This window comes from Pseudomonas sp. Pso3 (genome assembly GCF_055393275.1).
The window spans coordinates 4021208-4033917 of the sequence record NZ_AP043687.1; the positions used below are offsets into that span (position 1 = coordinate 4021208).

Below are 12710 nucleotides of genomic sequence, written 5' to 3' on the forward strand. Positions count from 1 at the left end.
CCGTCCGCGCCCTCTAGGTAGACGTCGAGCATGAACTACACCCTCAACTTCGCGCCCGTGTGGCAGAACCTGGACCATTTGCTGGCCGGGCTCGCCCTCGGCCTGCAGCTGGCGCTGGTGGGCATCGCCATCGGCTGCCTGATCGGCCTGGCCACCGCCTTCGCCCTGCTCTCGCCGGTGCGGGCGCTGCGCTGGCTGGCGGGGGGCTATGTCACCCTGGTGCGCAACACCCCGATCCTGGTGCTGATCCTGCTGCTGTACTTCGCCCTGCCCAGCGTCGGCATCCGCCTGGACAAGCTCAGCTCCTTTCTCATCACCCTGGCGCTCTATGCCGGGGCCTACCTGGCCGAGGTGTTTCGCGGCGGGCTCATGGCCATTCCCAAGGGCCAGCGCGAGGCGGGCCTGGCCATCGGCCTGCGCGAGTGGCAGATCAAGGCCTACGTCATCATTCCGGTGATGCTGCGCAACGTGCTGCCGTCGCTTTCCAACAGCTTCATCTCGCTGTTCAAGGACACCTCCCTGGCGGCGGCCATCGCCGTGCCGGAGCTGACCTACCAGGCGCGCAAGATCAACCTGGAAAGCTACCGGGTCATCGAGACCTGGCTGGTGACCAGCGCCCTCTACATCCTCACCTGCTACGTCATCGCCCTGCTGCTGCGCCAGCTGGAGCGACGCCTGAGCCTGACCCGCTAGGAGCCCGATCGTGTACGAAGCCCCCTCCTGGTTCCTGGAATTGTGGAACGCGCGCCAGACCCTGGCCGCCGGGTTCGCCACCACCCTGGCCTGCTCGGTGCTGGCGGTGCTCGGCGGCACCCTGTTCGGGACCCTCGGCGGTCTGGCGCTGACCTATGGCCGCTGGCCGCTGCGCCTGCCCTTTCGCGTCTATGCCGACCTGATCCGCGGCACCCCGGTGTTCGTGCTGGTGCTGGCCTGCTACTACATGGCGCCGGCGCTGGGTCTGCGGCCCACGCCCTTCCAGGCCGGCACCGCGGCGCTGCTGCTGTTCTGCGGTTCCCACGTGGCGGAGATCGTCCGCGGCGCCCTGCAGGCCATCCCCCGTGGCCAGCACGAGGCGGCCAAGGCCATCGGCCTGACCTTCGCCCAGAGTCTTAAGGAGGTGCTGCTGCCCCAGGCGCTGCGCCAGATCCTGCCGACCTGGGTCAATGCCTCCACCGAGATCGTCAAGGCCTCCACCCTGCTCTCGGTGATCGGCGTGGCCGAGTTGCTGCTGAGCAGCCAGCAGGTCATCGCCCGCACCTTCATGACCCTGCAGTTCTATCTGTTCGCCGGGCTGCTGTTCTTTCTCATCAACTTCGCCATCGAGCGGCTCGGCCGCTATCTGGAAAAACGGGTGACCCTGCCATGACCGACGCCAACGCCCCGCTGTTGAGCATCAACGGCCTGCACAAGAGTTTCGGCGCCACCGAGGTGCTCAAGGGCATCGACCTGACCCTCGACCGCGGTGACGTGGTCACCCTGATCGGCTCCAGCGGCTCGGGCAAGACCACCCTGCTGCGCTGCGTCAACCTGCTGGAAGACTTCCAGGGCGGCAGCATCCAGCTGGCCGGCGAGGCCATCGGCTACCGCGAGGAAGGCGGTCGCCGCCAGCGCCTGCCGGAGCGCGAGATCGCCCGCCAGCGCTCGCTCACCGGCATGGCCTTCCAGCAGTTCAATCTGTTTCCCCACCTCACCGCCCTGGAAAACGTCACCCTCGGCCTGCGCAAGGTCAAGAAGATGGGCAAGGACGAAGCCATCGCCCTGGGTGAGCGATGGCTGCGGCGGGTCGGCCTGATCGAAAGACGCGACCATCATCCCGGCCAACTCTCCGGCGGTCAGCAGCAGCGGGTGGCCATCGCCCGCGCCATCGCCATGAATCCCAGCCTGATGCTGTTCGACGAACCCACCTCGGCGCTGGACCCGGAGCTGGTCGGCGAGGTGCTGGCGGTGATCAAGGACCTGGCCCAGGACGGCATGACCATGCTGCTGGTGACCCACGAGATGAAATTCGCCTACGAGGTGTCCGATCGCATCGTCTTCATGAGCCAGGGCCGCATCGAGGAGCAGGGCCCGCCCCGCGAACTCTTCGAGCGCCCCCGTTCCACCCGTCTCGCCGAATTTCTCGGCCGGACCTCCTTCTGAATCCTTCCCCCGCTACAGGAGCACCCTTATGAGCATCACCCGATACGGCGCCGGCGAACGCGGCGCAGGCGGCCAACCCCTGCCCTTCGCCCGAGCGGTGGAAGCCGATGGCTGGCTGCACGTCTCCGGCCAGGTGGCCATGGAGAATGGCGAGATCATCGACGGCGGCATCGTCGCCCAGACCCACAAGACCATGCAGAATCTGATCGCCATCCTGCACGAAGCCGGCTACGGTCTGGAGCACGTGGTGCGTGCCGGCGTCTGGCTGGACGATCCGCGTGATTTCTGGAGCTTCAACAAGGTGTTCGCCGAGTACTTCGCCGGCAATGCCCCGGCGCGCGCCTGCGTGCAGTCCTCCATGATGGTGGACTGCAAGGTCGAGATCGACTGCATCGCCTACAAACCCAAGGCCTGAGACAAACCGCACAGATGACCGAACCTACCCGCCAACGAGCCCGCGGCCTGGACCGCGCCTTCGACATCCTCGATCACCTCAAGCGGGTGGGTCGGCCGCTGCGCCCCAACGAGATCGCCGCGGGCCTGGGCATTCCCAAGTCCACCGTCTACGACCTGGTCGGGCTGCTGCTGGAGCGGCACATGCTCGATGCCGTGGGCCGCGACGGTCAGGTCTACCTGGGCCGCGAGCTGTACTTTCTCGGCCAGGCGCACCTGCGCCACTTCGACCTGGCCCGCGAGGCCGGACTGCTGCTGGACGACATCGTCGCCCAGACCCGCGAGACCGCCCAGCTGTGCCAGCTCAACGGCCGCAAGTACACCGTCTCGCTGATGAAGGAAGGCGCCCGCGCCTTTCGCATCTCGTCCAATGTCGGCGAAGACGCGCCCATTCCCTGGACCGCGTCCGGGCGACTGCTGCTCGGTCATCTGAGCGATGCCGAGATCCTCGCCCTGATCGATCCGGACGACTTCATCCTGCCCGACGGCAGCCGCCTGCCCCCGGCGACCTTTATCGCCGAGATCCGCAGCGCCTGCGCCGAAGGCTTCTTTTCCTTCGACAGCATCGCCGACACCTACACCCACTGCTTCGCCGCCCCGGTGCAGGACGCCAGCGGCCTGAGCATCGCCACCCTGTGCATAGTAGCGCCCCGCGCCGACGCCCAGGCCCACCATGCCGAGTACCGCCAGGTGCTGGTCGACAGCGCCCGCCGCCTGTCCCAGCGCCTGGGCGGCCAGGAGAATCCATGACCATCCTCATCGCCCCCGAGAAAGGCGCCGCCAGTCCTGGCGCCAACCTGCTCAGCGACATCGCCCTGCCCGCCCTGGTCATCCACCAGGACGCACTCGATCACAACATCGGCTGGATGCAGGCCTTCGCCAGCGACCGCGGCGCCGAACTCGCGCCCCATGGCAAGACCAGCATGGCGCCGGCGCTGTTCCAGCGGCAGCTGGCCGCGGGTGCCTGGGGCATGACCCTGGCCACCGCGGTGCAGACCCGCGCCGCCCAGGCCCACGGCGTGCGCCGGGTGCTGATGGCCAACCAGCTGGTGGGCGCACCGAACATGGCGCTGATCGACGAGTTGCTCGCCGCCGATCCGGACTTCGACTTCCATTGCCTGGTGGATCATCCCGACCAGGTGACCGCCCTGGGCGCCTTCTTTGGCGCACGGGGGCTGGCGCTGCAGGTGATGATCGAATACGGCGTACCCGGCGGCCGTTGTGGTTGCCGCAGCGAAGCCGAGGTACGAGAACTGGCCCGGGCCATCGCCGGGCAACCGGCGCTGCGCCTGACCGGCATCGAAGGTTACGAGGGGGTGATCCACGGCGCCGAGGCGGCCACCGACATCCGCGCCTTCGCCGATTCCCTGGTGCGCCTGGCCGAAGAATTGCGCGGCCAGGGCGCCTTCGCCCTCGACCGACCCATCGTCACCGCCTCGGGTTCGGCCTGGTACGACCTGATCGCCGCCGCCTTCGACCAGCTGGAAGTGCGCGAGCGCTTTCTCGCCGTCATGCGGCCCGGCAGCTATGTGGTCCATGACCACGGGATCTATCGCGAGGCCCAGCGTGGCGTCCTGGCCCGCACCGGTCTGAACGAGGGTCTGCAACCGGCGCTGGAGGTCTGGGCTCACGTGCAATCCCTGCCCGAACCCGGTTTCGCCATCCTGGCCCTGGGCAAGCGCGACATCGCCCACGATGCCGGCCTGCCGCTGCCGCTGCGCCGCTACCGGCCCGGCCAGACTGCAGCTGAAGCCATCGATGTCAGCGGCTGCACGGTCACGGCCATAATGGACCAGCACGCCTTCATGGTCGTCGCCCCGGGGACCGCACTGGCCATCGGCGATCTCATCGCCCTGGGCACCTCGCACCCCTGCCTGACCTTCGACAAGTGGCGCCAGGGCTGCATCGTCGACGAAGGTCTGCAGGTCGTGGAGACCTTCGCGACCTGCTTTTAGGCTTGTTCGAAAGGTCGTCGAACGAAGGTCAGGCAAGGCAAAAATCTGTGAGGAAGCGGATCGGACTCGCGCTCGAGTTTACGAATGGTAAATGAGCATTCCGACTGGGCTGGCATTCCAGCAGATTTTTAACGCAGCATGACCGAGTGCAGGCACCTTTCAGACAAAGCCTAGGGGCGCAGCTCGCCCTCTTCCTCCCCATCCCAGTAACGGATGCGCTCGGCATGCACCTTGATGAGGATCATGCCGGGCGTGTCGGTGCCCTGGGGAAACCAGCGGTCCAGACTCTTGGTCCAGTGCGCCTCGAATTGCGCCTTGTCGCGGATCAGCTCGGCGTGCCCTTCGATGCCGATGAAGATGCCGGGCTTGCCGAGCAGGCTCTTGCCTTCGCTGAAGCTCAGTCCCACCGCCGGATCCTGCTCGATGTCCCGGATCTTGGCCGAGTCCTCGTAGGCATAGAACCAGGAGTCCCCGTCGTATTCGACGTCGCCGTTGTTGCTCATCGGCCGGCTGGTCAGACGCCCGGTACCGGTGGTCAGCATGCAGAAATCCAGATCGCGCATCGCTTTGGAAAGGTCGTGCAGGGTCTTGTCGGCCATGGGGGTCGCTCCGGTTGGGCGGGCAGGCAGTGCCCGTATGCACTCAGACCGGGGGCGGCCGCCGCTTGGTTCCGGCGCAGCGGCGTCGCCCGGACTTTTCGGACGGACAGCCCTAGTGGGAAGCGACATAGACCGCCGTCGCCGGCGGTGCCGGCAGCGCATAGGTGGCCTTCATCCAGTCGATCTCCGCCAGCGGGGTCCGGCCGAACAGCCGCTTGAATTCGCGACTGAACTGGGAGGCGCTCTCGTAGCCTACGGCAAAGGCCGCGTTCGCCGCCGGGAGGGCGTCGCGCAGCATCAAGAGCCGCGCCTGGTGCAGACGGGTCGACTTCAGATACTGCATGGGCGTGGTGCCGGTAATGTCGCGGAAGTGCCGGTGGAAGCTGGGCTGACTCATGCGCGCTTCCTGCGCCAGCGCGGCGACGTCCAGCCGCTCGGCATAGCGGGCGTGCAGGGTGCGCAACGACCGGGCGATACGGCCGAAACGCCCCTGGCGATCCAGGGCCGCGCGCAACGAGCCGCCCTGGGCGCCGGTGAGGATCCGATAGTAGAGCTCACGCAGCAGCGCCGGCCCCAGCAGCCGGGCATCGGTCGGCACGCTCAGGACCTCCAGAAAGCGCAGCGTCGAGGCGCGCAGCGGCTCGTCGATCGGCGAGGCATAGAGCCCGCGGGGCGCCTCCAGCGCCGGCCCGAGTTCGCTGTCTAGCTGCAGCACCAGGTCGCCGAGCAGCCGAAAATCCAGGCGTAGATAGATGGCCAGCAGCGGTGCCTCCGGACTGGCATCGGTCTCCATGGTGAAGGGCACGGGCACGGAGACCACCAGGTAGTGCTGGGCATCGTACTGATAGACGCGGTCACCGAAGTAGCCGCGCTTGCCGCCCTGGCAGACGATGACAACCCCGGGATCATAGAGCACGGGTACGCCGGTCAGCGGGCGATCCGAGCGCAGGAAGCGCACATCCTCCAGAGGGCTGAGGTTGTAGCCTTCCTGGGGCGCCAGCCTGCCCAGCAGCGTCACCAGCCGGCTGGCAAGGGGATCGCTCGGATTCATGGGGCCTCCGCTTCAGCCATCGGTGGAAAGGGTCAGGGCTTCCCAGCGGTCGATTTCCCGGCTGGCCGTGGCCAGGCGTTCGCGAACCAGGTGCAAGGCATCGCTCCCCAGCAGCAAGTGCGTTGGCGGCGCCGGCAGGGCGATGAGCTGCAGCAGCGCCTGGGCCGCCTTGCGTGGATCGCCCAGCTGCTTGCCGCTCTTGGCCTCCCGCGCCGCCCGGATCGGCGTGAACTGCTCGTCGTAGTCGGCGATGCCGCGTGCGCTGCGACGCATCGAGCGACCCGCCCAGTCGGTGCGAAAGGAGCCGGGTGCCACGGCGGTGACCCAGACGCCGAAGGGTACCAACTCCTGGCCCAGGGCCGCCGAGATACCCTCGAGGGCGAACTTGCTGCCGCAATAGTAGGAGATACCCGGCAGGGTAATGGTGCCACCCATCGAGGTGATGTTGATGATATGACCGCGGCGCCGTTCGCGGAAGGACGGCAGGAAGGCCTTGGTCATGGCGACCGCCGCGAAGACGTTGACCTCGAATTGCTGGCGCAGCTCTTCCAGCGGCGATTCCTCGAGAATGCCCTCATGGCCGTAGCCGGCGTTGTTCACCAGGACATCCACCGGACCGTGGGCTGCCTGAACCTCGGCCACCACTGTCGCCAGGCGCGCATGGTCCGTGACATCCAGCAGCACGCCATGGGCCCGGTCCGACAAGGCCGCGAAGGCCTCCAGATCGGCTTCCCGGCGCAGCGTGCCGATGACGCGGTGGCCGGCCGCCAGGGCTTCCCGCGCCAGGGCATTGCCCAGGCCGCTGCTCACGCCGGTGATGAAAAGGGTCTTGTGCTCGTTCATGGTCCACTCCCATCGTTGGAAGCGGCCATGCTAGCGCCGGTGTCTGGCGCCCCCACTGCCGGATCGTCTGGGTGTCTTGCCTAATCCTCTCGGCATCGACGCTCCGTGCTCAGGTCCCCCGCGGCTTGGCCCGCGCCGTGGGTTCGGCGATCAGGGGATCGTCCGGCCAGTAGTGCTTGGGATAGCGGCCCTTGAGATCCTTCTTCACCTCGCCGTAGGTATTGGCCCAGAAGCTGGCCAGGTCCTGGGTGACCTGCACCGGTCGCCGCGCGGGCGAGAGCAGGTGCAGCTTGACCGCCAGCCGCCCTCCGGCGAGGCGCGGGGTGTCGGCCAGGCCGAACAGCTCCTGCAGCCGCACTGCGAGCACCGGTGGCTGCTCGCTATAGTCCAGGCGAATAGTGGAACCGGAGGGCACCGCCAGGCTGCGTGGCGCCAATTCGTCCAACTGGCGCGGCAGCGGCCAGGGCAGCAGCCCCTGGAGCATGGCCGCCAGATCTAGATTGGCGAAATGGGCCAGGCGGCTGACGCGATCCAGATAGGGCAGCAGCCAGACTTCCAGGCTGGCCAGCAGGGCGGCGTCGCTCACGTCCGGCCAGTCGCTCGTCGGCTGCTGCTGCAGATCCAGCTGGCGCAGCAGCGCCACCCGCGCCTGCCACTGGCGCAGCTCCGGCGTCCAGGGCAGCAGCTCCAGCCCCTTGCGCCGCACCAGTCCGAGCAGGGCCCGGCTGCGGGCGGCGGTGTCCAGATTCTTCAAGGGTTCGCGACTCAGCACCAGCTGGCCGATCCGCCGCTGGCGTTCGGCGCGCAACACCCCTTCGCGCTCGTCCCAGTCCAGTTCGTCGTGGCCTGCCACCTGCTCGGCCAGCGGCCCCTCGAACAGCGCCGGATCCAGTTCCGCGGCCAGGTAGATACGCTCTTCGCGCTGGCCCTGGCGACTGCCCAGATCGGCCACCACCAGCCAGGGCGATTTCATCAGTCCATCCGGTTCGCCAAAGCTGGCGGCCCGGCCATTGGCCAGGCGATAGTCCTGGCCGCCGGCCTTGCGCTGCTGGGCGATGCGATCCGGATAGGCGCAGGCCAGCAGCGCACCGGTCCAGCGCGGGTGCTCGGGATCGGCCACCGGCTGCCCGGCCGGGCCACGCAACAGGCCGCGATACTGGCGGACCAGCTGCCGAATCCGCGCCACGCCGCCGCGCGGACCTCGGCCTTCACCGGCCAGGAGCAGCAGGCGGGTGTGCAGATCGGCGCCCTGCCCCGGGGCCAGGTCGCGCTCGCCCAAGAGCGCGGCGACCTCGCAGGCACGCTCGGCCAGGCCCCAGGCCTGCCCCCGCAACAGCAGGTGCGCCAGCCGCGGATGAGCCGGCAGGCCGCTCATGGCCTGGCCGTGAGGGGTGAGCACGCCCTGGTCGTCCAGGGCGCCCAGGCGCACCAGCAGATCGCGGGCCTGCGCCAGGGCGGCGGCGGGTGGCGGATCGAGCCAGGCCAACTCCTCGGCGTTCATGCCCCAGCGCGCCAGTTGCAGCGCCAGTCCGGCCAGATCGGCCTGGAGGATCTCGGCGCTGTCATAGGCCGGCAACTGCTGATGCCCCTCCTCCGACCAGAGTCGATAGCAGACGCCCGGCTCCAGGCGGCCGGCGCGGCCCTGGCGCTGGGTCGCCGAGGCGCGGGAAATGCGCCGGGTGGTCAGGCGGGTCATGCCACAGCCGGGATCGAAGGCCGGCACTCGCGCCAGGCCCGCGTCCACCACCACCCGCACCCCTTCGATGGTCAGACTGGTCTCGGCGATGCTGGTGGCCAGCACCACCTTGCGGCTACCTGGCGGCGCCGGCTCGATGGCCGCACGCTGGGCGGCCAGTTCCAGCTCGCCATGCAGCGGACAGAGCAATACCCCGGCGGGCAGCTGCTCCGCCAGGCGCTCGGCGGTGCGGCGGATCTCCGCCTGGCCGGGCAGGAACACCAGCAGGCTGCCGGCTTCCTCGTCCAGCGCCTGGAGCACCGTGGCGGCCACCCGCGCTTCCAGGCGCTCGTCCTGGCCGAGCGGCCGGCTCCAGCGGGTCGTCACCGGAAACATCCGTCCTTCGCTGCGCACCACCGGCGCGCCGCCGAGCAGCGCGGCGAGGCGTTCGCCTTCCAGGGTGGCCGACATCACCAGCAGCTTGAGCGGGGTATCGCGCAGCAGTTCGCGACCGCTCAGGGTCAGCGCCAGGGCCAGGTCGGCGTCCAGGCTGCGTTCGTGGAATTCGTCGAAGATCACCAGGCCGACGCCGTCCAGCGCCGGATCGTCCTGCAGGCGCCGGGTGAGGATGCCCTCGGTCACCACCTCGATACGGGTGCGCGGCCCGACCCGGCTCTCCAGGCGGATGCGATAGCCCACCGTCTCGCCGACGCCTTCGCCCAGCTCCGCGGCCAGGCGCTCGGCGGCAGCGCGCGCCGCCAGCCGGCGCGGCTCCAGCAGCAGGATGCGCTGGCCGGCCAGCCAGGGCTCCTGCAACAGCGCCAGGGGCACCCGGGTGGTCTTGCCGGCCCCGGGCGGCGCTTCCAGCACGCAGTCGTCGCGGTGGGCGAGGGCCTGGCGCAGCTCGGGCAGGACAACATCGATGGGCAAGGGCGTCATTGGGCACGGCCGGTGGTCTCAACGGGGCGGGCAGTATAAAGCGTCTCGCCCGCCGTGATTCCGGCCGCTATAGTGGCGGCCTCATCCAACCGGAGGTTGTCTATGTCGATGCGTACCCGCGCGGTGTGTGGCGTCCTCGCCGCCGCCCTGTTCACCCAGCTGACCGCTTGCGGCTCGCTGTTCTATCCCGAGCGTCGCGGCCAGATCACCGGCAGTGGCCGGATCGATCCGGGCATCGTCGCCCTCGATGCCATCGGCCTGCTGTTCTACATCATTCCCGGCCTGATCGCCTTCGGCGTGGACTTCGCCACCGGCGCCATCTACCTGCCCGACAACAAGCGCGCCGAGGTCGATCCCGGCGAACTGAACAAGGCGGTCAATCCGGACGGCAGCGTCGATCGCGCGCGCCTCAAGGCCATCATCCAGCAGGCCACCGGCCACAGCCTGCCGCTGGACGATCCGCGCCTGCTGCAGCGCAGCGGCAGCAACGAGCAGCTCGCCAGCCTGGGGCTCGCCCCGCGCGCCTGATGAGCGACCCGCACCGCACCGAGCGGCTGCTGCGTCGCGCCACCGCCGCCTCGGTGGCGGTGGCGACGACGCTGATCCTGGCCAAGGCCGTGGCCTGGTGGTTCAGCGGCTCGGTCAGCCTGCTCGCCGGCTTGACCGATTCGCTGCTCGACGGCCTGGCCTCGGTGTTCAACCTGCTGGCGGTTCACTACGCCCTCAAGCCGGCGGACGACGACCACCGCTATGGCCATGGCAAGGCCGAATCCCTCGCCGGCATCGCCCAGGCGGTGTTCATCGGCGTCAGCGCCGTGCTCATCGCCTGGCAGGCGATCGGACGCCTGCAGCAACCCGAGCCCCTGGGCGCCCATGCCCTGGGCATCGCTGTCACCCTGTTTTCCCTGGCCCTGACCGCCGTGCTGGTGGCCTACCAGCAGCACGTCATCCGTCTCACCGACTCCACGGTGGTCCGCGCCGATGCCTTGCACTACCGCTCCGACCTGCTGCTCAACGTCGGCATCCTGGTCGCCCTGGCGCTGACCGGCTTCGGCTGGTACTGGCTGGATCCGCTGTTCGGCCTGGCCATCGCCCTCTACATCCTCTGGAGCGCCTACGGCATCGCCCGCGACTCCTTTGGCGTGCTGATGGACCAGGAACTGCCCGCCGACATCAGCGAGCACATGCTGCAGCTGGCCTGCCAGGTGCCGGGCGTGGAAGGTGCACACGACCTGCGCACCCGCCTATCCGGCAATCATTGGTTCGTGCAACTGCACCTGGAGCTGCCGGGCGAAATGAGCCTGTCCCGCGCCCATGTGCTGTGCGACGAGGTGGAAGCCGCCATCCGCGCCGAATATCCCCAGGCTGAGGTCTTGGTCCACGCCGATCCGCTGGACGCACCCGACGTTCCGCACCGACATCCGCTGCCGCCCGCCACCTGAGCGGAACCCGGCGCCGCTGCGCTCTCTCGAATCTGCTGAGCCTGATTCAAGAGAGCGCCCAGACGGCGCCGGAGTCCACCATGAAAGCCATGCATCCGGTCGTGCGCCTCGCCGACCTGCGCGAAGACCGTGGCACCGCGGTCAAGATCGAAGACACCGAGATCCTGCTGCTGCGCGTCGGCGACGAGGCCCGCGCCTTCCAGGCCAAATGCCCCCACGCCGGCGCGCCCCTGGCCGACGGCGCGGTCTGCCAGGGGCGCCTGGTCTGTCCCTGGCACAAGGCGAGCTTTGCGGTCGAGGATGGCAGCCTGTGCGAACCGCCGGCGCTGGACGCCCTGCAGCGCTATCCGGTGGAGGTGCGCGATGGCGAGGTGCTGGTCGGCCGCGAACCCCTGCCCGCACAGGCGGCGGAATCCCGGCCCGACGACCGCCTGTTCGTCATCGTCGGCGCCGGCGCCGCAGGTACCGCCGCGGCCGCCGCCCTGCGCGAATTCGGCTATGGCGGACGCCTGTTGCTGATCGGTCGCGAACCGGGCGAGCCCTATGACCGGACAGCCCTGTCCAAATTCGTCCTCCAGGGCGACAAGGCCCCCGACGAAGCCCCGCCGCTGCGCGAGCCCGAGTTCTTCCGCCAGCAGCGCATCGAACGCTTGCATGCCGAGGTGACCCGCCTGGATTCCCAGACCCGTCAGCTGGAACTCGCCAACGGCCAGACCCTGAGCTACGACGGCTGCGTGCTCGCCACCGGTGGCGAACCCAAGCCGCTAGACGTTCCCGGCGCCCAGCTCGAGGGCATCCACCTGCTGCGGACCCGCGCCGACGCGGCCGCGATCCTCGCCGAGCTGCCCGCCGAGGGCCGCGCGGTGATCGTCGGTGCCAGCTTCATCGGCCTGGAAGCCGCGTCCGCCCTGCGCAAGCAAGGCCTGGCAGTGGACGTGGTCTCCCCAGCCTCCCTGCCCTTCGTCAAGCAGATGGGCGAGACCCTCGGCCAGCACTTCAAGACCCTGCACGAGGCCAATGGCGTGACCTTCCACGCCCCCAGCGAGGTAGTGGGCTTCACCGGCGACGCTCACGTCCGCCAGGTCAGCCTCAAGGACGGCAGCCAATTGCCCGCCGACCTGGTGCTGGTGGGTACCGGCATCACGCCGGCCACCACTTTCCTCACCGATCTGCGCCTGGCGGATGACGGCAGCGTCCCGGTGGACGCCGAGCTCCGGGCCGCCGAGGACCTCTACGCTGTCGGCGATCTGGCCACCTTTCCCTTCGCCGGTCAGCCGACCCGCATCGAGCACTGGCGCCTGGCCCAGCAACACGGCCGCCTGGCGGCGCGCAATCTGCTGGGCCACGCCGAACGCTACGCGGACGTGCCCTTCTTCTGGACCCTGCATCACGGCAAGCGTTACGAATACCTTGGCCATCCCCGCCACTGGGACGACATGCATTTGGACGGCAGCCTCGGCGACCAGACCTTTGTCGCCCTGCTGCTGGCCGAGGATCGGGTGGTGGGCGTGGTGGCCTGCCAACGGGAACGCGCCACCGCCATCCTGGCCCAGCGTATGCGTCAGCCGCTGGGACGCGCCGAGGCCCTGGACATCGTCCAGGCCAATTGAGGAG

13 protein-coding genes are annotated in these 12710 nt (G+C 68.9%); 9 read left to right on the top strand and 4 right to left on the bottom strand.

Annotated elements, in window-relative coordinates:
* The first annotated feature begins 30 nt into the window (after positions 1–30).
* From ACZ5R1_RS18900 to ACZ5R1_RS18925, 6 genes are read left to right on the top strand one after another with little or no spacing between them, the layout of a single operon-like run.
* Complete coding sequence (locus tag ACZ5R1_RS18900) at positions 31–693, top strand: amino acid ABC transporter permease (protein WP_027598510.1); 663 nt, start codon at positions 31–33, stop codon at positions 691–693.
* A 10-nt stretch (positions 694–703) separates the two neighbouring features.
* Positions 704–1366: an amino acid ABC transporter permease gene (locus ACZ5R1_RS18905; RefSeq protein WP_027598509.1), complete on the top strand. Its 663-nt coding sequence runs from the start codon at positions 704–706 to the stop codon at positions 1364–1366.
* The gene (locus ACZ5R1_RS18910) at positions 1363–2139 is read left to right on the top strand and encodes an amino acid ABC transporter ATP-binding protein (RefSeq protein WP_115946722.1); all 777 of its coding nucleotides are present in this window, start codon (positions 1363–1365) and stop codon (positions 2137–2139) included. Before ACZ5R1_RS18905 ends, ACZ5R1_RS18910 begins: the two co-directional genes overlap by 4 nt.
* Before the next feature lie 28 nt (positions 2140–2167).
* Positions 2168–2554, top strand: a complete 387-nt coding sequence (locus ACZ5R1_RS18915; RefSeq protein ID WP_027603007.1) for a RidA family protein — start codon at positions 2168–2170, stop codon at positions 2552–2554.
* Between the two features lie 14 nt (positions 2555–2568).
* The gene (locus tag ACZ5R1_RS18920; RefSeq protein ID WP_044342118.1) at positions 2569–3342 is read left to right on the top strand and encodes an IclR family transcriptional regulator; all 774 of its coding nucleotides are present in this window, start codon (positions 2569–2571) and stop codon (positions 3340–3342) included.
* The gene (locus ACZ5R1_RS18925) at positions 3339–4547 is read left to right on the top strand and encodes an amino acid deaminase (protein ID WP_115946721.1); all 1209 of its coding nucleotides are present in this window, start codon (positions 3339–3341) and stop codon (positions 4545–4547) included. The genes ACZ5R1_RS18920 and ACZ5R1_RS18925 overlap by 4 nt, the downstream gene beginning before the upstream one ends.
* Positions 4548–4717: 170 nt before the next feature.
* On the opposite strand, the gene ACZ5R1_RS18930 is transcribed toward ACZ5R1_RS18925, so the two are convergent.
* From ACZ5R1_RS18930 to hrpB, 4 genes are all read right to left on the bottom strand, one after another.
* Positions 4718–5146 (bottom strand): pyridoxamine 5'-phosphate oxidase family protein, encoded by a 429-nt coding sequence (locus ACZ5R1_RS18930; protein WP_027598506.1) that lies wholly within the window; start codon positions 5144–5146, stop codon positions 4718–4720.
* Between the two features lie 112 nt (positions 5147–5258).
* The gene (locus ACZ5R1_RS18935) at positions 5259–6197 is read right to left on the bottom strand and encodes an AraC family transcriptional regulator (protein WP_115946720.1); all 939 of its coding nucleotides are present in this window, start codon (positions 6195–6197) and stop codon (positions 5259–5261) included.
* Between the two features lie 12 nt (positions 6198–6209).
* Complete coding sequence (locus tag ACZ5R1_RS18940) at positions 6210–7040, bottom strand: oxidoreductase (protein WP_027598504.1); 831 nt, start codon at positions 7038–7040, stop codon at positions 6210–6212.
* Between the two features lie 109 nt (positions 7041–7149).
* Positions 7150–9654 carry an ATP-dependent helicase HrpB gene (hrpB, locus tag ACZ5R1_RS18945; RefSeq protein ID WP_267399408.1) on the bottom strand — a complete coding sequence of 835 codons (2505 nt, stop codon included), beginning with the start codon at positions 9652–9654 and terminating at the stop codon, positions 7150–7152.
* A 102-nt stretch (positions 9655–9756) separates the two neighbouring features.
* Here hrpB and ACZ5R1_RS18950 point away from each other — a divergent pair, with 102 nt between their 5' ends.
* The 3 genes from ACZ5R1_RS18950 to ACZ5R1_RS18960 all read left to right on the top strand — a co-directional run bounded on the left by ACZ5R1_RS18950 (position 9757) and on the right by ACZ5R1_RS18960 (position 12706).
* Entirely contained in the window at positions 9757–10182 is a 426-nt protein-coding gene (locus ACZ5R1_RS18950) for a hypothetical protein (RefSeq protein ID WP_027598502.1), read from the top strand.
* Positions 10182–11096, top strand: coding sequence for a cation diffusion facilitator family transporter (locus ACZ5R1_RS18955; RefSeq protein WP_042136792.1), 915 nt, complete (start codon positions 10182–10184; stop codon positions 11094–11096). The genes ACZ5R1_RS18950 and ACZ5R1_RS18955 overlap by 1 nt, the downstream gene beginning before the upstream one ends.
* A gap of 80 nt (positions 11097–11176) precedes the next feature.
* Positions 11177–12706 carry an apoptosis inducing factor family protein gene (locus ACZ5R1_RS18960; protein WP_074584122.1) on the top strand — a complete coding sequence of 510 codons (1530 nt, stop codon included), beginning with the start codon at positions 11177–11179 and terminating at the stop codon, positions 12704–12706.
* The last annotated feature ends 4 nt before the right edge of the window (positions 12707–12710 follow it).

What these genes read in the sequence shown, in the direction of transcription:
- ACZ5R1_RS18930 (WP_027598506.1), bottom strand. Translation starts at nt 5,146, where the DNA reads ATGGCCGACAAGACCCTGCACGACCTTTCCAAAGCGATGCGCGATCTG.
- ACZ5R1_RS18955 (WP_042136792.1), top strand. Translation starts at nt 10,182, where the DNA reads ATGAGCGACCCGCACCGCACCGAGCGGCTGCTGCGTCGCGCCACCGCC.
- ACZ5R1_RS18960 (WP_074584122.1), top strand. Translation starts at nt 11,177, where the DNA reads ATGAAAGCCATGCATCCGGTCGTGCGCCTCGCCGACCTGCGCGAAGAC.
- ACZ5R1_RS18920 (WP_044342118.1), top strand. Translation starts at nt 2,569, where the DNA reads ATGACCGAACCTACCCGCCAACGAGCCCGCGGCCTGGACCGCGCCTTC.
- ACZ5R1_RS18915 (WP_027603007.1), top strand. Translation starts at nt 2,168, where the DNA reads ATGAGCATCACCCGATACGGCGCCGGCGAACGCGGCGCAGGCGGCCAA.
- ACZ5R1_RS18925 (WP_115946721.1), top strand. Translation starts at nt 3,339, where the DNA reads ATGACCATCCTCATCGCCCCCGAGAAAGGCGCCGCCAGTCCTGGCGCC.
- ACZ5R1_RS18940 (WP_027598504.1), bottom strand. Translation starts at nt 7,040, where the DNA reads ATGAACGAGCACAAGACCCTTTTCATCACCGGCGTGAGCAGCGGCCTG.
- ACZ5R1_RS18935 (WP_115946720.1), bottom strand. Translation starts at nt 6,197, where the DNA reads ATGAATCCGAGCGATCCCCTTGCCAGCCGGCTGGTGACGCTGCTGGGC.
- ACZ5R1_RS18950 (WP_027598502.1), top strand. Translation starts at nt 9,757, where the DNA reads ATGTCGATGCGTACCCGCGCGGTGTGTGGCGTCCTCGCCGCCGCCCTG.
- ACZ5R1_RS18900 (WP_027598510.1), top strand. Translation starts at nt 31, where the DNA reads ATGAACTACACCCTCAACTTCGCGCCCGTGTGGCAGAACCTGGACCAT.
- hrpB (WP_267399408.1), bottom strand. Translation starts at nt 9,654, where the DNA reads ATGACGCCCTTGCCCATCGATGTTGTCCTGCCCGAGCTGCGCCAGGCC.
- ACZ5R1_RS18910 (WP_115946722.1), top strand. Translation starts at nt 1,363, where the DNA reads ATGACCGACGCCAACGCCCCGCTGTTGAGCATCAACGGCCTGCACAAG.